The organism is Polaromonas sp. (genome assembly GCF_031411155.1).
GTDB lineage: Bacteria > Pseudomonadota > Gammaproteobacteria > Burkholderiales > Burkholderiaceae_C > Polaromonas.
Map to the genome: position 1 here is coordinate 15,237 of NZ_JANOAL010000142.1, position 20,699 is coordinate 35,935.

Sequence of the window (20,699 nt, forward strand, 5' to 3'; positions counted from 1 at the left end):
GAGACATCACGCTTTATGCCAGACCTTCCTGTTCACAAAATCCGTGTAGCTCAGAATAATTCGCAACACCTTGTCCGAGACGTTGGCGGGCGCATAGTCATTCACCATCCGCAATGAGCGCTCCGCGCCACGTGGCTGGCTTGCCAATACGTCCAGCCCCTGCAGCACCCGGTTGGCATCCAGACCGACGAACATTACCGCGGCCTCCTCGAAGCCTTCGGGTCGCTCGTGAACCTCGCGAAGGTTCAGCGCCGGGAAGTTGAGAATCGACGACTCTTCCGTGATCGTGCCGCTGTCTGACAATACTGCGCGCGCGCCGGTCTGGAGCCGGACGTAATCCAGAAAGCCAAAGGGCTTGAGAAACTGCACCAGCGGATGCGCAACAAGGCCCAGTGCCTCCATCCGCTTGCGTGTGCGTGGATGGGTAGACACAATAACTGGTTCTCCATACTGCTGCGCCAGCGTGTCCAGCACGACGAAAAGGCGCTGCAGATTGGGCGGGGAGTCCACGTTTTCTTCGCGGTGGGAGCTCACCACAAAGTATTGCCGCTCGGCCAAGCCGAGACGGGCCAGCACATCGGAACCCTCAATCCCCGCCCGATAGTGTTCAATGACTTCGCGCATCGGGCTGCCGGTCTTGATCACCTGGTCTGGCGGCAAACCCTCGCGCAGCAAATACTCCCGGGCGATCTCGCTGTAGGTGAGGTTGATGTCCGACGTATGGTCCACGATACGCCGGTTGATCTCTTCGGGCACCCGAAAGTCAAAGCATCGATTCCCCGCCTCCATATGAAAAATGGGGATCTTTCGGCGCTTGGCGGCAATGGCGGCAAGGCTACTATTGGTGTCGCCCAGCAAAAGCAGGGCCTCGGGCTGGTGCTGCTCCATCACCTTGTCGGCGGCGATGATGACCTGGCCTATGGTTTCCGCGGCCGAAGCGCCCGCGGCCTCAAGGAAAGCATCGGGCTTGCGAATGGCCAGATCACTGAAAAACACCTCGTTGAGTTCGTAGTCATAATTTTGACCCGTGTGAACCAGCACGTGTTCACAATGCTGATCCAACTTTTCGATGACGCGGGACAGGCGAATGATCTCCGGCCGCGTGCCGACAATGGTCATGACTTTGAGTTTACGCATTGACAGCATCCTGGATGATGTCAAGCTGCATCAGCACGCCTTTCACCTCGGCAACCGTCAGCCGCCTGGTGTTGTGCGAGGTGTAGTCGTCGATTTCGGAAATCTGCGTTTCGCCCTCGACAAAGTATTTGTTGTAGTTAAGGTCGCGCGAATCCGCCGGAATGCGATAGTAGCCACCCAGATCGTCGGCTCTGGCCATTTCCTCCCGCGACACCAGCGATTCGTAAAGCTTTTCACCATGTCGAGTGCCGATGATGCTGATGTCACTGCCGCTGCCCAATAGCTCCTTCATGGCCTGCGCCAGGTCACCAACGGTCGAAGCCGGCGCCTTCTGCACAAAGATGTCGCCCGGCTTTGCGTTTTCAAAGGCATACAACACCAGATCTACTGACTCCTCAAGTGACATAAGAAATCGCGTCATATTAGGGTCAGTGATGGTCAAGGGCTTGCCCGCTTGCAACTGACCGAGGAACAGCGGAATCACCGAGCCACGCGAGGCCATCACGTTGCCGTAGCGGGTAGCCGACAGCACCGTCTTGCCCGGGTCACACAGGCGCGACTTGGCCACCATCACCTTTTCCATCAGGGCTTTGGAGATGCCCATGGCGTTGATCGGATACACAGCCTTGTCCGTGCTAAGCACCACGCAGCGCTTGACTTCATTGGCGATGGCGGCACGCATCACGTTTTCGGCACCTTGCACATTGGTGCGCAAAGCCTCCATGGGGTAAAACTCGCAGGAAGGCACCTGCTTCAGCGCGGCGGCGTGGAACACATAGTCCACCCCGCGCAGTGCGTCATGCACGCTGTCGTACTCGCGCACATCGCCAATGTAGAACTTGACCTTGTCGCTCTTGAGCGCAATCCGCATGTCTTCCTGCTTCTTTTCATCGCGACTGAAGACGCGAATTTCGGCAAAGTCTGAATGCAAAAACCGGTTGAGCACCGCGTTGCCGAATGATCCCGTTCCGCCCGTGATAAGTAGTACCTTGTCCTTGAACATTTCTTTCCCCTGTGACTAATCTGAATTAAGCAAATTCGCGCATCCGGCGCACCAGTTCAGGCCACGGCTCAGGCTGGTAACCGGTAGCTTCCCGGAACCTCGATGAATCGAGGGAACGATCAATCGCCAGCCGGTCATCCGGTGTGAGGTCGATGGTTTTCCCGTAAGCCTTGGCTACCAGTGTAAGCAGATCGAACTTGTTGATTGGCTCCGCGGACACGTGATAGAGACCACGCAACTCCGGATTCGGAATCACATGATCCCGAATCACCCGCGCCAACTCCACCGTGGGCAACCCGGAAAAGATTGCCCGCTTAAACCCGTTGACACTCCCCTGCTGCGCCAGAAACCACCCCACCAGGCTGTGCGCCCCACTCAACTCATGACCAATGATGGAGGTGCGCAGTGTGATGGCATGCGGGTAATCGACCTCGCCGAGATATTTGCTACGCCCATACAGATCCTTGGCATCAGATATATCTGCCTCGGTGTACATGCCCCTGCTACCAGCAAACACACAGTCCGTGCTCATGTGCACCAGCCGGGCGCCAGCCACATCGCACAGCCGCGCCAACCGATGCGGCAGCAATGCATTGATGGGAATGGCCGCCAACGGGTCATCTGCTTCGGCCAGTTGCTTCACGAGACCAATACAGTTAATCACCACATCTGGCCGCGCGTTGGCAAACAGGCTGGTCAGGCTATCAAAGCTCTCCACATCGACCCCGCAGATCACCCTGTCGCGCAATCCTTCAGGCAGCAGGCGCAGAACACCCGAGGAGCGCGCGGAACCGATGGCCTCGTATCCAGAGCTTTGTGCAAACAGGCGCAGCACGGCATTGCCCAACATACCCGATGCGCCCAGCACGAGCACCCTGCTCTTTTTATTCACCATTTAGTGTCCTCCATATATCGATTCGGATCATCGGCGCCATCACCGCCGCACGAGTTTTTCAAAATGTTGTACGAGGCGCTTCGCCAACATGGTTGGCTCGAAATGCTGTTGGTAATAGCGCCGACCAGAATCACCCATGCGTTTCAATTCAGCCTCGGGCATGGCCCTTAGCCTCAAAATGACTTGCGCCAGTGCCGGAGCATCTTCAGCAGGACAAGCAAGGCCAGCGCCAGCCTCCTCGACCACGCGCGCGCCCTCGCCGTCCAACGATGCGATGATGGGACGACCTGCAGCCAGGTAAGCCTGCACCTTGCTCGGCACTGTCTGGCTCAAGATAGGGCCACTTGTCAGACTGACCAGCAGCGCCGACGCCTGTGCAAGTATGCCGGGCATGTCCTCCGGTTCAAAGCGCCCTGGCAAGTGAACGTTAAGCAGCCCACGCTGCGCTATTTGCTGGCGCAACCATTCACTTCGGCTACCGCTCCCCACCAAAACCAGCCTTACGTTGAGGTGCGGCAACAGCAACTCCGCAGCCTGCAGCAGTGTATCCAATGCCTGTACCGTGCCCATGTTGCCGGCAAACACCACGTTAAAGCCTGGGTCTAGCCGGAAGGCCGGTGCGCCAGCAGGTAGCGCTTGCCCGAATGCTAATTCGCCTGGATTAGGATGATATTCAATTGGCGTTTTAGAAGCCATGGCCTGCACCACGGAAACAAACCCCCGTGACTGGACCAAGAGTAAATCACTATGCCGATAAATCCAGCGCACCACCCCCCCAACCAAGGCCAATATGCGACGATCTCGGACAAAGCCCGTTGCCTGCAAGCTTTGCGGCCAAAGATCCTGTACCCAAGTCACAAGCGCCGCGCGCTTGAATCTCTTCAATACAACGCCGGGAATCGCCTGAAGTATGGGCGAAATGCCATAAACAAAAATTACGTCAAAGTGCTGCCCCCGCAACAGCCAAGGACCCACCAAGCTGGCACTCACCAAAAACGACAAGTAATTCGAAATCAGTTGCATCGCCCGGCCCTGACGCCGCGGCGAGACCGGAACGCGATAAATCATATAGCCAGCTTCATGCAGCTGTGGCCCCATGCCCATGGCGCGATAGTCCGGAAAAATCGCGCCGTCCGGGTAGTTGGGCTGTCCCGTCAGCACACTCACACTGCAACCAGCTTGTTGCAGAGATTCAACCACCTCGTTAATGCGAAAGGTTTCTGGCCAGTAATGTTGACTTAGCACCAGCACCTTCATGCGCATTCGTCCTGCAACAACTCGGCCCAGAACTCAGCGGGTGTACGCAAAATCACGGTAGGCTCCGGACACCCCAAGAAACGCTTGACTGCCCTCGCAATCGAGACGGGCGAGTGGGGGTCAAAAGTATCAGCCGGAACGCAGACGTCACGCACATAGTCCAATTCTGAAGCAATGATTGGCAAACCCAAATACGAAGCTTCAATCAGCGGTAGGCCGAACGATTCAGACGTAGAGGGAAAAATCAGGGCCCGCGCGTTAGCGTACAAACCAAGAACCTCCGCCCGAGGCATTTGCCCCAAATCGCGAATGTGGCGCCCTATTTGTTCGGTCGCCAAGGCCACCTCCTGCTTGAGCCCTGCATCGCGCGAGCTCAAGGTGAGCGCCAACGATGGTTTCAAGTTGTCTTGCGCCAGAAGTTGCCATGCCTGCAACAGATTGCGATGGTTCTTGTGGGCCTCACCGTCAGCCACATACACAAAGTCCCATTCCTGCTGCGCACCAGCATTCGAGGCGCTCAAGGACATGGCATCCATAAACGGAAGCACCCTCACCCGAGGCGCAACCCCGCCCTCCAGTGCCGAGTACCACTGCTGCAAATTGCATCGCATGCTCGGAGTTTGAACAATGTATTCCGAAACGCGGCGCCGAAATGTTCGCGCGACCAATCTCTCCAGCGTCAGCCGCAAGCGCGTTTTCCAGCCAAATTTAGCCTGTAAAGTATTTTCGATATAGAGACGGTTTTGTAAAAACACAAAAACGCGCGCAAAACCAGGCAGCAGTGGAGGCAGACCATGAAAACACAACACTGTATCTCCTCTCCGCGCAACCCGCCTCAAACGAACTTCCGCAGCAAGCCGCGATCCGACCGTGGCCGCGACCCAGGAGACATGCACCCCGTCGGGAAGGACAAGTCTGTCACGCCCCCGAGCATCAAGAAAAGCCGTTTTCTCTGTGCCGGTAGGCCAGTCGGCCAATATCGTCTGCAGCAAAACAAAGCCGCCACCGGTATGCACATTGGGAGCATAAAGAACCAGCCCGCCAGAGTGGCGGCCGGTACCCGGCAAATTGCGCGTTGGGTTCGCATCAGATGCAGGGGCCGAGTGAGAGCGTTGCCCTGAAGTCATCTTTGAATTTGCGCGTCGGATGGTGAATCAGGCCTTAGCTCCAAATCTCCGGATTTATCATTCAAGCCAGTCCTCTTCTTACCCACCAAGATCGCAAGCAGTAAAAAGAAGAATGCCATGCAAGTTTCACCCGCCTGAAAGATCTGGTTATTAGCGGGAATATAGAAAAAAAGAATCAGCAGCAAGTAAAATAAAACAATCCATTGGTGCGATGCAGTCAAAAGAGAAAATCCCCAACTCAGTCCCAACAAGTAGCCAAATGCCGCCATGACAAAGAGAGTCCCGATAAAACCAAAATCAGAAGCCAGCCAGGGATATATTGAGTGCCAAAGGGTAAACATGCCCCATTCATATTTGAGTTCAAGCAAACCCGGAAGTGATCCAGCCGTGAAATAGTCAGTATTGAATATGGCATCTGCATTACGCGCCAAGAACATTGAATGACCAAAACCAAACGTACTTGAATGCTCCAGACCCAGGCTCATCGAAAGCGCATAATAACCTTGTCCAACATAGCGCGCCAATGATTCGAATATTATTCGTTGTCCGTCTGACAGGAGTAGCGACAGAAAATTATCTCTGCTAGCCTCGACCAGGCCGGAGCCTGTATTAAAAACACCAAGCTCACCCACACCACCTTCACGCTCAGCCTGCCCCATGCCAAAAAATTGTAAAAAGGCAATAAATAGCGCAGCAACGATTACAACAATCCACCGTCGCTGAATCTGAAGGCGCAGGAGCCCCGTCGATACGCCAAGAAAAATCAACCATGGCAAACTGACAACAAAGTCCGCCATGCCTTTATTGGTGCCCGTAGCAAGATAAAGGCTTAGATTGAAAAAAATGACAACTGAACTCAATAATTTGAACCTGAGACTCAGCTGAGACCAATAAACAACAGTCAATGGAAAGATTGCGATCAAAAATGGCGCAAACAACATTCTCAAATATTCGACAGCCACGAAAGGATTTCCGTCCTGAAGACGCTCAAAATTTCGATTGTAGACTGCACCAGCATCGCTCAGTCCTTCGAAGATATTTGGGAAGAAATTTCCGGTCCGGGATAATGCCGTCGGTATAATTAAAATACAGCTAATGAGCAAAGAGCGCTTCAGAAAACTGATGCCATACGACAGATGCTCGGCAGACCCTTCGGTTGTTTGGTGTTGCCCGAGAACCCGCCTCCAGGCCAGCAAGTAACCGATGGCAATGAATAGCTGGGCAGCCGCGAGGTATGAAATTAGCAGTATCGGTCGGTCAATCTCCCACGGCCAGGGGCCAAAGAAGAAGAGTGCCACAGTAACCGAAAGATAGACCTCAAAAAAGAACAATGGCACGAGCCATTTTTTTCGGAATAGCATTAAGTCCATAACGCTCACCTGCTAACCAACGAGCGCGCAGCTGAAAGTAGTGCGCGCAGAGGTTTGCTGAAAATATTTCTTAGTATTTTTATTTTTACTTCACTACTGCGCAATGCCGAATGCAAATTACAAGCCTGGCTATAAAGCTCCAATCCCCGCTTAAGCCGGCCAGCACGGAAATTGTTGCGCGCCAGCAATAAATGCGCGTAGCCATAGGCTTCATCTTTCCGGGCAGCGATCTCGGGGGACACATTTTCCGAACCATAATATTCGTCAAGCACCAGAAGATATTCCCGACCAACCTCCTCTGCGACATCCTTGTAGGAGATTGACTGGGGGTGCAATCGGTAGCCCGCCAGCACACTGGGAGACATCTCAATGCGACCCTGGGATGCCATTCGAATCCAGAACTCCCTGTCAGGCGCCAATCTCAACTCCGGCCGCCAACCACCAACAACCTCGAAGGCGGAACGTCTGAACAAAGCTCCCGGTCCAATATAGCACTCTTGCCGTACGACGAGCTCGGCCAGGCCAAAGGGTCGGCAGACATTCTTTTTGGTCACCCGCGAGCGATCATCGATGAGGTTGGCGTCGGGGAAAACACATACGATAGATGAATTGCTCTCAAGCAGCGCAACCAACTGACGTACTGCACCGGGGTAAAGTAGGTCGTCGGAACTCAGGTAACCGAGGTAAGTACCGCGTGCTCGCTGCCACCCCTTGTTCAGAGTACGCGCTTGTCCTATATTTGAGTGGCGCTCATGCTGAATGCGGCCATTATATTGCTGCAATATTGCTGGAGTTTCGTCACTCGAACCATCGTCAAGCACTATGTATTCCAAATTCGGGTAGTCCTGCGCCAGCACGCTCTCGATGGTCTCGGCCAAGTACTCGGCCTGATTGTAGGCTGGCGTCACAATCGATACAAGCGGATAAGTGTTAGTAGTCATTTCGGGCGATGAAAGCGTTTAGCGACAAACATTTTTTCAATAACGCACACACGCTCATTCTCACCAACAATAAAGCGCCAGCAATATGCATATATAACTATATTGGCAGCAAAAAACAGTATCGTCTTGAAGGGTACAGACGGAATCAAACTGATAAAAAATGACAGCATCACAAGCCCGAAGAGAATCACCAGTCTGGATGGCTGATAAACTATTTTCTTGAGGTCAATAATTTTTCCTGCCTGAACAAACATGATAAGGGTATCGATCAGCATTCTGGCCAGCCAGGCTAATACGGCGCCAATTAACCCCAGATGCGTCGCACTCAACCATAATGCCATGGCAAAGAGAGGCAATTCCGCCGTATGAATCAAAGCAGTGACCCTAGCTTTCCCTACGCCCTGGATAAGGGTAAAAGGAATATGTGCGAGACAGTTAATTAAAACTCCAAAGGAAAAAACCTGCATCAAAATATAACTTTTCCCTGCAAATTCCGGGTTAATCCACAACTGCAAAATCTCTTTAGCGTAGACAGCCGCAAATAGTGTTATTGGAAAAATCACCAAAAAAAGTATCGTGACCGCTTTTCTGAACAACAAGGTAGAATCCTGGCTATTTTCTATCAAGTCGCTGGCAAATCTCGGGAACAACACCGCGGTCAAGGCACCCGGGATAATCCATAGCTTGGTGAGCATTTCGTTCGGCGTCACATAATAGGCAACCGCGGCCGCCGAAATGGTCGCACCTATCAGAAAGCGATCCAGATACCCCATCAAGGGACTGACGATGTTGCTGACCGTCATCCAGCCACCTGACACCAGGAGCGTTTTGATCAACTCAGGGCGATAGCGTCTGTCACCAAATGCTCCCGGCAAGCTGCGTGCGGCGTAATAAGCGTGGACCACACAGGCGACTACCCTGCCCACGGTGAGTACTACGGTGACCGCGACAAGGTCATTTTTATATCCAAGCACAACCACCACGGGGCCGATGAAGGTAAAAATACCCATAGGCAACCGGATCAGGTTGATGACGCCAAACGCAGACTTGGCCTCAAGGATGCCTCGCAAGCCTGATGTAAGCACAATGAAAGGCATGGCCACCGCCATCACGCGGACGGAACCGATGATTTCATTGATGTCGCCGCTATAGGATATGCGTTGAGCGCCCCATGCCGCGCCCCACCACATAAGTACACCGGCGGACACCCCTAATCCGGCCAACAGCAACAGACTGGTATACACCAACGGGGGAATATCATGCTCACGCTTTTCAGCGATCAAAACGGATAGCTGTTGCGTAAGCGCACGACCAAGGCCCAGGTCGAATAATCCAAAATAGCTGACCACTGCCCAGATGAGCGTGAGCACGCCAAAACGTGCATCACCCAAGCTGTGAATAAGCACCGGCATCGAACCTATCGCCACCAAAAGCGGCAGTCCCAAGCCCAATAAGTTGTAAAGCGTGTTCCGGATAAGCATGTGGTTGGACGAAATCTCCGTCAATCTCTATAGCTATTACTAATCGTCATTCCGCTCATTTTAATGTGGGCAACGGGCTTCGAGATGTTACTCAGGCGCATGCGCGCCGGTTCCCATTTTTCCGATATGCCCATTTGCAAGCCCCTGATCGTTAATCGGGATAATTTAGGTAACATACTGGAATGGCTTGATTTTTCTGGCGAGATAGATCACGCCGAATGAAACCACAAACACCCCCATTGCGGTTGTTAAAGAGGTTATCCAGGGGTTACCCACGGTTGCCGAAATGCCTGCACGCCTAAACACAGGATCTATTATAAATACGTGAATGCAATAGATGCCGAGAGAGCAATCAGAAAATGCGGCCACTACTTTCGAAGGTGCGCCATTTTGCATTCCCATAAAAGCCAGAAACAGCCCACATGCGGCCATCACGACAAGCGGTGCTTGATACAAGTAAAAGAACTCACATGGCGCTCCGAAATGCCTGGATATAAGGTAGGTCCCGGCCATAGTGCCGATAGAAGCAATCATAAAAATGGCTGCTCCGTTTTTTACGCTGCCTTTTCCATCGGCAAGAAAGGCGCCCAAAATAAGGTAGCCGATGTATCCGCCGAAGTAAGATAGATGATAGGTATCTGCCAACAATCCAAGCCGTAAATAGCCACACGACGGATCGTGCGACAGGCTGTACATGGTTGGGTAGACGGATGAAACCACGAACCACGCCGCGATAAACCAGGCTTGCTCTGTTCTGGTGCTATGTTGATAAAACTTTCGCAACACCGGTACGAACAAATACAGACCAATAATTGCGTAAAAATACCAGAGATGGAACATTGTTGGGCCGGACAAGATTGCCGCGGCCCAGTTGCCGACCGCTACGCCGTTATGCCACAACCACCAAAGATAAAAGGCAGACCAAAAGAGCAACGCTGGAATAATCCTGAGAAAGCGCTTCTCAAAAAATATTGCTAGCGTTTCATTTTTTGAAAGCAAGGTGGCACCCGCTATCATAAAAAATATGGGGACACAGGCTCTGGTCAGGGAATCAAAAAAATTGGCAGCCCACCATTTGGCGCCAAAAGAATTGAAATTTTCTCCTGAAACATGCAATAGAACCACCATAAAACAGGCCAAAACACGCAGCAGACTTATTCTTCCATCCATACCGGGAAACCTATCAACAATATTGCAATCAACAAAATTAGCTATCCGCAAGCCATCCCGGATTTACGAGAGGTATACGAAAATCCGGAAAATGAAAGTGCATTCAATAAAACAGTGCCCGCACCACCGGACCAGCAAAAATCAAAAGTTGAATTCTGGTAAATTCTTTTTTCTGGCCGCTTCGGTTAGAGAATCAATCTGGCTCAGATTTTAGATTCAGTCTCTTGCTGCCTGCGAAAAACACCGTAGAACTCACTGTCAAATACTTTACGATACTCATCCCCATTGACCATATCAGCAAGCAATCCACTAGAGTTATTTGACTTTTTAAGCATAAAAACCAGGCTTGGCTTGATGCCGTTTGCTTGATAGTATTTAAATGTAGGTGTCAGGTCAGGTGGTTTCGCTCCAAGCGACGACAGCCATACCGAATTGGTAGCCGGACGAGCATTAGTGAACAGATAACCAGCCGGAAAGTCGCTGAAAAATAGAACCGTGTCATTGGGCTCCAAAAGCAATACCAGATCACGGGAAAATGTGTTCAGGAAAATTTTCTTCGGCTCAGTCGTTTTAATGCCGCGGTAAGGCCCGGCAGTAACGCGCTCAGTTAATGCGGATGTCCGCGGCACTGACTCTCCATAGATATCGGCATATCCCCCGATAAGCAAGGGTGCGATAATTAGCGCAGGAGTTACTGGCATCAACGTACCTTGCGTTATGCGCATATTCTTGGCAATACTCGGCATCAATTGTAACGCACGAATTATGAGTATCGTCGAAGCCAGTGCAGCGGGAAACATGCCAATAGCCCCATTCACCGTGCCATTGCCACTCGACCAGGCAGTGACCAAACCCCCTATAAAAGATGGCCACCAGATTAGCCTGAATAAATTTTTCCCAAATTTGTCATGGATGACAAAAGGGTGGATAAATGGGCCTAGTAAGCTGACTGCAATCACGAAGTAAAGTGACGCGGTGCCATTGGCGCTTAGTGCGTAGAAAACCAGCAATAAGGGCAGGAAAGGAAGCACGAAGCGCATCCATCGTGGTTTGAAACAATGCCAAATTCCAAGAATTGCCATGCCCGTCACTATTGTGCCTACACGCGGTGATTGCAGCCAAAAATCGAGGCTGACATCCGCTATTTTTTTCCATCCACCTCCCTGCACTCCAACGGATTTTAAATAATCGATCATCAGGCTTAGCGAACCTACTCCGGCCTGCAACACCAGCACTAGAGGTATTACCGCCGCCAGTAATCCTCCGCAGATATAACTCACCCGTTGCACTCGTTGATAGTTATCGTTAAACAAGATAATTGCTGCATATGCGCATACAGCCACTAGCAGCGGTGCATAAACTAAAATTGCCAGGCAGTGACTGGCCCCCGAAAAGAAATAGGCCCATCGCGATGCTGAACCCCGACCCTGGTCGACCATGCCCAGAAAGCATCCTATCGTTAAAAACCCGCAGCCCATCGTGTTGTAGCTAAGCCCATGTATATTGAAAGGAACAAATACCACGCAGATAACCGAAACCATAAGCGCAAGCGGCCAACGCAAGGTCCGTTGTATGGCGATATAGACACTCAAGCCGACTAACACGGTAAAAGCAAAATGGAGATGTCTTGAAAATAGAACAATGCCCTCCGTATTCCCCTGTAAATACAAAAATAGCCGCATGAAAGGTATGAGAAGCACGCCTGCAAACTGGGCAATATTCTGCTCATCTTTTAACGGAATATCACCCAGTGCAAAACGGTACGGAAGCGCAATGTAGAAGGCTTCATCAGTGAAGTCCACACCAAAAAAAAGACGACGCCATGTGAGAAAAAACACAGCCAGCACTATTCCCAATGCAATAACGACTTCAAAAGTCATTGCAAGATTGGCTGTTCTGACTTTAAAAGAAAAGGGGCGCTTGGTATTGATTTGATTCAAATAGCTCTCCAGCAGATTGGGTATGACAGGCAGCTAACGCCATTAATATTGCCTTCATCGGTGCTTTGATCCAGGCATTGACAACGCAGCAACCACGCCACTCGTTTGCTTAATTAGTTGCCCCAGGCTCAACTCATTCAACAAATTGCACTAGCAAGCACATCCACAACCCGATCTTGTTGGGCTTCTGTCAACCCAACCCACAGCGGCAACCTCACCAGGCATTCGGACTGCTTATTGGTCACCTCCATCGCCCCATGCACCCGCCCGTAGCGCTGCCCGGCGGGCGACGAGTGCAGCGGCACATAGTGGAAGACCGAATAAATCCCGTTGTGCTTGAGTTCGCTCAACACGGTCTGGCGGTCTACCTCAGGGGCAAGCAGAACGTAGTACATATGCGCGTTGTGCTCACAGTCCTCGGGTATCACGGGTCGGCGCAGCACCCCTTTGGCCTCTAGCGAGGCAAGCGTTGCATGGTAATGCCTCCAGCTAGTCATGCGCTGGGCAGTGATGGCCTGCGCCTCTTCCAGTTGCGCCCAAAGGAAGGCAGCGATGAGCTCTCCCGGCAGGAACGATGACCCCACCTCCTGCCAGGTGTATTTGTCCACCTCGCCGCGGAAGAAACGGCTGCGATCAGTGCCTTTTTCCCGGATTATTTCAGCCCGCAATGCCAATTCGGAGTCATTGACCAACAGAGCGCCACCCTCGCCGGAAATCACGTTCTTGGTCTCGTGAAAGCTGAAGGCTCCCAGGTCACCGATACTGCCCAGCGCTCGGCCCTTGTAGCTGGACATGACGCCTTGGGCAGCATCTTCCACCACCTTCAGACCATGACGGCGCGCGATATCCATGATCGTGTCCATCGCGCAGGCCACGCCGGCGTAATGCACCGGCACGATCACTTTCGTGCGTGGGGTGATGGCTGCTTCGATCAGCCGTTCATCCAGGTTGAGCGTGTCTTCGCGGATATCCACGAATACCGGCACGCCACCGCGCAAGACAAACGCGTTGGCAGTGGACACAAAGGTGTAGGAAGGCATGATGATTTCGTCGCCGGGTTCAATATCCAGCAGCAAGGCCGCCATCTCCAGCGCCGCCGTGCATGAATGGGTAAGCAGCGCTTTGGCGCAGTCGGTCTTCTCTTCAATCCAGCGATGGCAACGCTTTGTGAATGGGCCATCCCCAGCCAGCATATTTCCGAATTTGGCTTCGGCAATATAGTAGAGTTCCTTACCCGTCATGTAAGGCCGGTTGAACTGGATTTTTTCGTCACTCACGGTAAACCTCCTGGCCTGCGGGTTTCGACCACCACACCAGAAAGATAGTCGCGATATTCACAGTTAGGCGTGTGACCCCATAAAGCGTCGAACCACCTGGATGTGTTTGCTGGCTGCTTGCGCCGACACCGATTATCGCCGGCAAGACTAGTGAAATTCATGATTTACTAACGAGTTCCATTATTTCTGACACTCCATGAAGCAGTGGGTATAGGGAATCCACGCTCTGTGCCGCACGGCGATATGTGGCGATTCAAAAACCGCCCTTGCGAGCGCCTCGTAGCCGGCCTTGTATCGCACATTTTGGCCTCTATCGTTCCGAACCAGAAAGCGGGCAATCGGGTTCTGCGAACAATCCAGACATGGATCGATCGTCAGCAATCTGCCGCCTGGCTTGAGTGCTTTCGCGGCCAACTGCATGAAGTCTATTGCCACGGGATCATCAAGATGATGAAGCAAACCGAGAGCAAGAACCACATCAAATGCCGGCAACTCTTCCAGGTCTGTCATCTCGAGTTGCTTGCAGTGGAATTCGCCACGCACGCCGAATCGTTTGCGCGCCTGAATTATATAGTTCTCACTGATGTCAAATCCCCAGTAGTCGACATCGGGCAGATGGGCCAGAATATCCGCCGGACCACAACCCACGTCCAGCACTTTCATTCCGGAAAACGGTTTCACAAAATCCGCAACAAAATCCTGCCGTAGCTTATGCGCCCCCATAAATGACTGAAACGAGGAATAAATAGATGGATGAGACAGGATGGCCCTCACTCCACGGGTTATCTGTGCCATCAATACCCTCTCGAATCAGAAATTTTCTGCACTCTGCAATCCATGATGGGTTGGAGCATGACCGGCATGAATCGGAGCAATTGATGCAACCGTAACCGCACCAATAACAAAAGCACTTTACGTACTGCGGGGGATCGACGACCTGCAAATTCCTGATCGAACGCAAGACGTTCAAGGGTAGAAACCAGAAAACGACGATTGAAGGTAAGTCGCAGCCTCGGAAGCCGTTTAGCAATACTCCGAACTTGAACTACATTGATCCAGTTAAGCGACTTCCATGTTCCCGACGGGTCAGGCATTTCTTTGTGGCCAAGTATTTTTCCGGCGAGCACCCGCTCCGTAAGTCGCTTGGAGAATAAAGTGGGCATATTGAAGTGCGGTTCATAAGGAAAAAGATAGTTAGGGCAGGTGAAACGATAGCTTGCGCCCACGATGAGACTGTTACCTACATTGGCCACTACACGTTCAACTTCATCCACATGCTCCATCACGTTCACCGAAAATGCGTAGTTAAAACTGTTGCATTCGGCCAGGGCTTCAGCGGTCAGATTAAGGACTCGGGGAACGCAACCCAACGCGACGGCCCTTTCTAGAACCATCTGGCGCATCTGCTCAAAGTGCGAGAAACCGCTACCGGTGGGTTCGAGACCTGTGACTTGAAAGCCCTCCCTAACCAACTGGCAACTGAGCAACAGTGGGCCGGCGCCAACCTCGAGAATCCTCGCGCCGGGCTCCAGACCCTCCAAGTCCATTGCGATGTAACGCCGCCCAAAAACCGCTTCTGCCGCGTAAGTCTCGAACAACGATACCAAGTCTGGCGCCGTGTCGATGAAATATGCGCGAATATCAGCTAACCAGCCCTCGATGGAGGAAGCTTGCGCAGGATCATGCATCGGCGGTAACCCCCAAGACAATCCCGCACAGAATCAACATCACAGCGATAATTTTTGGGGTGCTTAGGGTCTCCCCCAAAAAGAACCACCCTCCAAGCAACACCATGGCGAAGGTGACCCCAATATAGACAGGAAACGCCACGGTCAGCGGAAGCTTTGTAACCACATAAAGCCAAGCAAAAGACGCGAAGAGTGCTGCTGCATATGCCGACAAAATCACCGGATCGGTCAAGAATTTTACAAGATATTGCGGAAAACTGGCGGCCACGAAATCCTCCGCCGCATTCGATCGCCACTTTACCATGAGTTGGCTGTAGGTGACCAACAGTGCAATGGGCAAAATCATTAAATAATAAGTCTTCACTTTTTTCTCATTAAACAGGTGCCTCAACAAACCATGCGAAACTCGATCTTGCTGTTATTGGTTGAAGGCCGATATCGGTATGAGCGAGTAAAAAAATGCTGCCCTGATTATCACGCTCATCAAACCAAGACGAATTAGCTGCCACACAAGAAATAACTCATGGCACTAAACGATGGTAAACATCTTGCGAGTTATTGAAGGAAAAACCGAGAGAAGCATACAGTTTAAGAACGGCGAGATTGGTAACCGAAATCGAGCTTTTCACCTTCTCGTTTCCATTTTCCAGCAGTGCGTTGCATACCGCACTCCACCAGTATTTAGACAAACCCTTTCCACGATACCTTGCTGCCAGTGCATGCAATACCAGGTTATTACCACTATAACCAATGAATCCTGCCAAAACGCCCTGCCAGCGCAGGCCATAAACATGCTGTGCATCAAGCAATTGCTTCAGCCAGTTGTCATAGCGCAGGTCTGCGGCCGCCTTCGATAGATTGAAATCGCGATGGAAGCGACCATGCGCAAATGCGCCATGGCAGATTGCCAGTACCTGCTCTGCGTCGATTTCTTTGGAGATGGTCGCGTCAGGATGCTGCGCCAGGCGCAGTCGAGCCGCGTGGCAATATGGTTCGATCAACGTATCACAGTAATAAAATTCATATTCGTGCAGCAGTCGCTTATCCGCCAATGGATCCACTTTGAGTGTGTGGTGGCCCGCTGTCCGTGCAGCCTGCTGCAGCGCAGCCGCAGAGTATTCGAGCAACTCCCAGGTGGGAATGCCAAACGCCGCCATGTCCCACGGCGTGGCCTTAATCAGGGGTACTTGGCTCATCGAAGGTTGCCCGCCTTATGATATACAGAGGCCGCTTCTTGCTTTCGTCGAAAGTCTTGCCAAGATAGATGCCGAGGATGCCGAGGATGGCAATGATGATCCCACCGATGAAATATAGCGAGACGATCAGGCTGTTCCAGCCGGGAATCGACGAGCCGTAAAACAGCGCGCGTCCCAGAATGTACATGCCGTAACAAAAAGAGAAAAACGCCATCATGAAGCCGAAACGCACGGCCAGCCGCAGCGGCTTGTCGGAATGGGCGATGATGGTTTCGGAAGCCAGCTTCCAGAGCTTGGCGAAGGTGTAGGTAGACTTGCCCTCAAAACGCTCGGCGTGTTTCACCTCTATGCTGGAAGTGGGAAAACCCATCCACTGCACCATTCCGCCAAAGAAGCGCAGTTGCTCGCCCATACGGCGGAAGTTCGCCACCACCGTGCGCGACATGATACGAAAGTTGCCGCTCGCTCCGTCGTATTCGATATCCGCCAGATAGCTGAATATCTTGTAGAACAGCCATGAGGTGATGCGTTTTAATGGCGGATCGCGCCGTGCGCGGCGCCGCGCCAGCACGACGTCATAGCCCTCCAGTGCCTTTGCATACAGACGCGGGATTTCCTCCGGGCGATCCTGTAAATCGCAATCCATCACCACCACCCAGTCGCCATGACAGTAATCCAGCCCAGCGGTGATGCCGTAGTGCTGACCAAAGTTGCGGCTGAACTGAATGCCATGCACACGAGGGTCAACCGCTGCGAGCCGCTCGATCACCTGCCATGAGTTGTCGCCACCACAGTCTTCGACCAGCACAATTTCAAAATCTGGTGAGACGCTTTCCAGCGCGGCCTTCAGGCGCATATACAGCTCGTCGAGACATTTCTCGGCTTTGTACACCGGAATAACGACCGAAAGATGAGGGGGGAGCGTCATTTTTGATGCTGGCGTAGTAATGTCGTTCAAGATAGTGGCCGTCCTGCTGCCGGCAGAACGGCTCGGATGCCGCTGAAACTTCCTGGAAATGCGGCGCACGGCGGTAATTCTGTGCGATGGCCTTCCATTGTGTTTCTGTCCAGTCCCCACCATCCTTGTGTCATGAGGTGTATCTGCTAGAGAATTTCCGCCAGCATACGATCCACGCCCCGCTGCCAGTCGGGCAGGCGCAAATCAAAGACGGTTTGCAGTTTGCCGGTGTCCAGCCGCGAGTTGTGCGGACGCCGGGCAGCGGTCGGAAAGGCGCTGCCAGGAACCGGAGCAAGCTCTTTTGCTATTATTTTGAGAGCTGACTGCGCATATTCCGCCTGGGCTAGAACGTATTTTGCATAACCATGCCAGCTGGTTTCACCGCCCGCCGCCAGGTGGTAAAGCCCCGCGTTGGCAGGGCTCTGCAGCAACTGTCGGATGGCGTGCGCGCTCACATCGGCCAGCAAGTCAGCGCCCGTGGGCGCACCAAACTGGTCGTCGATCACAGTTAGGCGCTCCCGTTCCTGCGCCAGTCGCAGCATGGTCTTGGCAAAGTTGTTGCCGCGCGCGGCATAGACCCAGCTGGTGCGCAGAATCAGGTGCCGCGGGCAGGCCGCCTGAATCCGCTGTTCGCCTTCGAGTTTGGTTTTGCCGTAAACATTAAGCGGAGCCGGAGTATCGGCCTCCGTCCAGGGGCGATGGCCCATGCCATCGAAAACGTAGTCGGTGCTGTAGTGCACCAGCAAAGCACCGAGTTTGGCGGCCTCTTGCGCCAGCACGCCGGGCGCCTGGGCGTTGAGCGCGCGGGCCAGCGCGGGCTCACTCTCGGCTTTATCCACCGCAGTGTGAGCGGCAGCATTGACGATCACGTCCGGGCGAAGCTGCTGCACCGTGGCAGCCAGTCCCGGCAAATTGCCAAGATCACCGCACAGATCGACACTGTGGCGGTCCAGCGCCACCAGTTCACCCAGCGGGGCAAGGCTGCGCTGCAGTTCCCAGCCGACCTGACCATTTTTGCCGAGAAGCAGTATCTTCACGCAGCGGCCCTTGCCGCCGAACCCTGGATGGTCTCGTGCTCATAATGCTTGCTGGTCCACTCCCGGTAGGCGCCGCTCTGTACGCGGGTGACCCATTGCGGGTTGGCCAGATACCACTGCACGGTCTTGCGGATGCCGGTCTCGAAGGTCTCGGCCGGCTTCCAGCCCAGTTCGCGCTCCAGCTTGCTGGCGTCAATCGCGTAGCGGCGATCGTGGCCAGGGCGGTCCTTGACGTAGCTGATCTGTTCGCGGTAGTTTTTGCCATCGGCGCGGGGTTGCAGTTCATCGAGCAGCGCGCAGACGATATTGACGATCTCGATATTGGGCTTTTCGTTCCAGCCACCCACGTTGTAGACCTCACCGTCCTTGCCGGCTTCAAGCACCCGGCGGATGGCGCTGCAATGGTCTTTCACATAAAGCCAGTCGCGGATCTGCTGGCCGTCGCCATAGACCGGCAGCGGTTTGCCGGCCAGCGCGTTGACGATCATCAGGGGGATCAGCTTTTCGGGGAAGTGGTAGGGGCCGTAGTTGTTGCTGCAGTTGGTGGTCAGCACCGGCAGGCCGTAGGTGTGATGGTAGGCGCGCACCAAGTGGTCGCTGGCGGCTTTGCTGGCCGAATAGGGGCTGTTGGGCTCGTAGCGGTGGGTTTCGGTGAAGGCCGGGTCTTGTTTGCCCAGAGAGCCATAGACCTCGTCCGTGGAGACATGCAGGAAGCGGAATCCCTGTTTGGCCTCGCCATCCAGCCGCGTCCAGTAGGAACGCACTTCTTCCAGCAAGCGGAAGGTTCCGACGATATTGGTCTGGATGAAGTCTTCTGGTCCGTGAATGGAGCGGTCTACATGCGACTCCGCCGCAAAATTCAGCACGGCGCGCGGCTGGTGGCTGGCCAGCAGGCTGGCCAGCAGACCGGAATCGCCTATATCGCCCCTGACGAAAACATGCCTCTGGTCGGCGTTCAGGGACGCGAGGTTCTCCAGGTTTCCCGCATAGGTCAGGTTGTCGATATTGACGACCGGCTCATTCGTTTGCGCCAGCCAGTCAAGAACAAAATTGGCACCGATAAAGCCGGCGCCGCCGGTAACAAAAATCATGCAAACCCTCTGTGGCGGTGGGAGGTGGGATCTGGAATGAGGCAGGCTGCCAGCCCAACCCATGGCCTTTCATTATCCCATCACCACTGCATGCTTGATTGTTGGTATTCACAACTTCCCGGTACGCCCGTCACAGGCAGGTTGTGATAAAGCCGGCGCCACTTTCGCGAGATTTTCCAGATTTCGTCAAAAATGAATCCCGCGCATCATCTGCTGCATGGCCACCGCCTCCGCCGACAACTGCGGTTTGGCCCCCTTGTCGCCCGGCTTGGCACCTTTGGCGGCTGACGAGTCCGGGAACATGCGAAAACTGGTGTTCATCGCGATTTGTGCAATGCGCGGTACCAGCGCATGCATCACCTGGCCGGTAATACCCAGGCGGGTGGCAATGCGCACCGGTTTGAAAATGCAGGCCTGCGCAATCATGTCGGCGGCTTCTTCGGGCGACAGCGTCGGCACGTTGTTGTACAGGTTGGTCGGCGCAATCATGGGGGTGCGCACCAGCGGCATGTTGATGGTGGTAAAGCTGATGCCGACATCGGCAAACTCGCTCGATGCGCAGCGCGTCCACGCGTCCAGCGCGGCTTTGGACGCCACGTAGGCCGAAAAGCGCGGCGCATTGGTCAACACGCCGATGGAGCTGATGTTGACCACATGGCCCTTGCGTTTGGTGGCCATGCCGGGCAGCAGCCCCATGGTGACGCGCAGGCAGCCGAAGTAATTGAGCTGCATGGTGCGCTCGTAGTCGTGAAACCGGTCGTAGCTGGCTTCGATCGCGCGGCGAATCGAGCGGCCCGCGTTGTTGATCAGGAAATCAACGCCGCCATGGTTTTCCACCAGCAGCTGGATGAAGCGGTCGCAGTCGGCCATGTCGGCTATGTCAGCGGCATAAGCCACGAAGCTGTAGCCCTTGGCCTTGGCTTCCTTGCAGGCTTCGTCGAGCTTGTCCTGGTCACGGCCACAGATGAGCGTGATGGCGCCGGCCTCGGCAAACTTGTGCGCGGCGGCCAGGCCAATGCCTGATGAGCCGCCGGTGACCAGCACCACCTTGCCGCCGACGGTGCCCTTGAGCGAGCGGTCAATGTGCAGGTCCGGGTCGAGATGCCGCTCCCAGTAGTCCCACAGGCGCCA

Annotated in this window: 20 protein-coding genes; all 20 read right to left on the reverse strand. The window is 53.7% G+C overall.

Annotated elements, in window-relative coordinates; translation table 11 throughout:
• Positions 1-6: 6 nt before the first annotated feature.
• Positions 7-1,137, reverse strand: coding sequence for a non-hydrolyzing UDP-N-acetylglucosamine 2-epimerase (wecB, locus tag RMO23_RS09495; RefSeq protein WP_309680828.1), 1,131 nt, complete (start codon positions 1,135-1,137; stop codon positions 7-9).
• Positions 1,130-2,140, reverse strand: coding sequence for a polysaccharide biosynthesis protein (locus RMO23_RS09500; RefSeq protein ID WP_309680830.1), 1,011 nt, complete (start codon positions 2,138-2,140; stop codon positions 1,130-1,132). The genes wecB and RMO23_RS09500 overlap by 8 nt, the downstream gene beginning before the upstream one ends.
• Positions 2,141-2,165: 25 nt before the next feature.
• Positions 2,166-3,035 (reverse strand): SDR family oxidoreductase, encoded by an 870-nt coding sequence (locus RMO23_RS09505; RefSeq protein ID WP_309680832.1) that lies wholly within the window; start codon positions 3,033-3,035, stop codon positions 2,166-2,168.
• 39 nt (positions 3,036-3,074) lie between these two features.
• On the reverse strand, positions 3,075-4,292 hold the full coding sequence (locus tag RMO23_RS09510) for a glycosyltransferase family 4 protein (RefSeq protein WP_309680834.1): 1,218 nt from the start codon (positions 4,290-4,292) through the stop codon (positions 3,075-3,077).
• Positions 4,289-5,419, reverse strand: a complete 1,131-nt coding sequence (locus tag RMO23_RS09515; protein ID WP_309680836.1) for a glycosyltransferase — start codon at positions 5,417-5,419, stop codon at positions 4,289-4,291. The genes RMO23_RS09510 and RMO23_RS09515 overlap by 4 nt, the downstream gene beginning before the upstream one ends.
• Positions 5,416-6,789, reverse strand: coding sequence for a hypothetical protein (locus tag RMO23_RS09520; RefSeq protein WP_309680838.1), 1,374 nt, complete (start codon positions 6,787-6,789; stop codon positions 5,416-5,418). Before RMO23_RS09520 ends, RMO23_RS09515 begins: the two co-directional genes overlap by 4 nt.
• Positions 6,790-6,794: 5 nt before the next feature.
• Entirely contained in the window at positions 6,795-7,730 is a 936-nt protein-coding gene (locus RMO23_RS09525; RefSeq protein ID WP_309680840.1) for a glycosyltransferase, read from the reverse strand.
• On the reverse strand, positions 7,727-9,211 hold the full coding sequence (locus RMO23_RS09530) for a flippase (protein ID WP_309680842.1): 1,485 nt from the start codon (positions 9,209-9,211) through the stop codon (positions 7,727-7,729). The genes RMO23_RS09525 and RMO23_RS09530 overlap by 4 nt, the downstream gene beginning before the upstream one ends.
• Positions 9,212-9,376: 165 nt before the next feature.
• Positions 9,377-10,381, reverse strand: coding sequence for an acyltransferase family protein (locus RMO23_RS09535; protein WP_309680845.1), 1,005 nt, complete (start codon positions 10,379-10,381; stop codon positions 9,377-9,379).
• Between the two features lie 203 nt (positions 10,382-10,584).
• Positions 10,585-12,321, reverse strand: a complete 1,737-nt coding sequence (locus tag RMO23_RS09540; protein WP_309680847.1) for a hypothetical protein — start codon at positions 12,319-12,321, stop codon at positions 10,585-10,587.
• A 137-nt stretch (positions 12,322-12,458) separates the two neighbouring features.
• The gene (gene rffA, locus RMO23_RS09545) at positions 12,459-13,562 is read right to left on the reverse strand and encodes a dTDP-4-amino-4,6-dideoxygalactose transaminase (RefSeq protein ID WP_405041587.1); all 1,104 of its coding nucleotides are present in this window, start codon (positions 13,560-13,562) and stop codon (positions 12,459-12,461) included.
• A 216-nt stretch (positions 13,563-13,778) separates the two neighbouring features.
• On the reverse strand, positions 13,779-14,393 hold the full coding sequence (locus RMO23_RS09550; protein WP_309680851.1) for a class I SAM-dependent methyltransferase: 615 nt from the start codon (positions 14,391-14,393) through the stop codon (positions 13,779-13,781).
• Positions 14,393-15,286 carry a hypothetical protein gene (locus RMO23_RS09555; RefSeq protein ID WP_309680854.1) on the reverse strand — a complete coding sequence of 298 codons (894 nt, stop codon included), beginning with the start codon at positions 15,284-15,286 and terminating at the stop codon, positions 14,393-14,395. Before RMO23_RS09555 ends, RMO23_RS09550 begins: the two co-directional genes overlap by 1 nt.
• Positions 15,279-15,650, reverse strand: a complete 372-nt coding sequence (locus tag RMO23_RS09560) for an SMR family transporter (RefSeq protein WP_309680856.1) — start codon at positions 15,648-15,650, stop codon at positions 15,279-15,281. The genes RMO23_RS09555 and RMO23_RS09560 overlap by 8 nt, the downstream gene beginning before the upstream one ends.
• Positions 15,651-15,807: 157 nt before the next feature.
• The gene (locus RMO23_RS09565; protein WP_309680859.1) at positions 15,808-16,482 is read right to left on the reverse strand and encodes a GNAT family N-acetyltransferase; all 675 of its coding nucleotides are present in this window, start codon (positions 16,480-16,482) and stop codon (positions 15,808-15,810) included.
• Positions 16,460-17,380, reverse strand: coding sequence for a glycosyltransferase family 2 protein (locus RMO23_RS09570; protein ID WP_405041588.1), 921 nt, complete (start codon positions 17,378-17,380; stop codon positions 16,460-16,462). The genes RMO23_RS09565 and RMO23_RS09570 overlap by 23 nt, the downstream gene beginning before the upstream one ends.
• Positions 17,295-17,528 carry a hypothetical protein gene (locus RMO23_RS19695; protein ID WP_405041589.1) on the reverse strand — a complete coding sequence of 78 codons (234 nt, stop codon included), beginning with the start codon at positions 17,526-17,528 and terminating at the stop codon, positions 17,295-17,297. Before RMO23_RS19695 ends, RMO23_RS09570 begins: the two co-directional genes overlap by 86 nt.
• 58 nt (positions 17,529-17,586) lie before the next feature.
• Positions 17,587-18,477 carry a dTDP-4-dehydrorhamnose reductase gene (rfbD, locus tag RMO23_RS09575; RefSeq protein WP_309680863.1) on the reverse strand — a complete coding sequence of 297 codons (891 nt, stop codon included), beginning with the start codon at positions 18,475-18,477 and terminating at the stop codon, positions 17,587-17,589.
• A complete protein-coding gene (gene rfbB / locus RMO23_RS09580) occupies positions 18,474-19,568 on the reverse strand; it encodes a dTDP-glucose 4,6-dehydratase (RefSeq protein ID WP_309680865.1) in 1,095 nt (364 codons plus the stop codon). The genes rfbD and rfbB overlap by 4 nt, the downstream gene beginning before the upstream one ends.
• A 186-nt stretch (positions 19,569-19,754) precedes the next feature.
• A partial coding sequence (locus RMO23_RS09585; protein ID WP_309680867.1) for an SDR family NAD(P)-dependent oxidoreductase occupies positions 19,755-20,699 on the reverse strand: 945 nt, incomplete at its 5' end.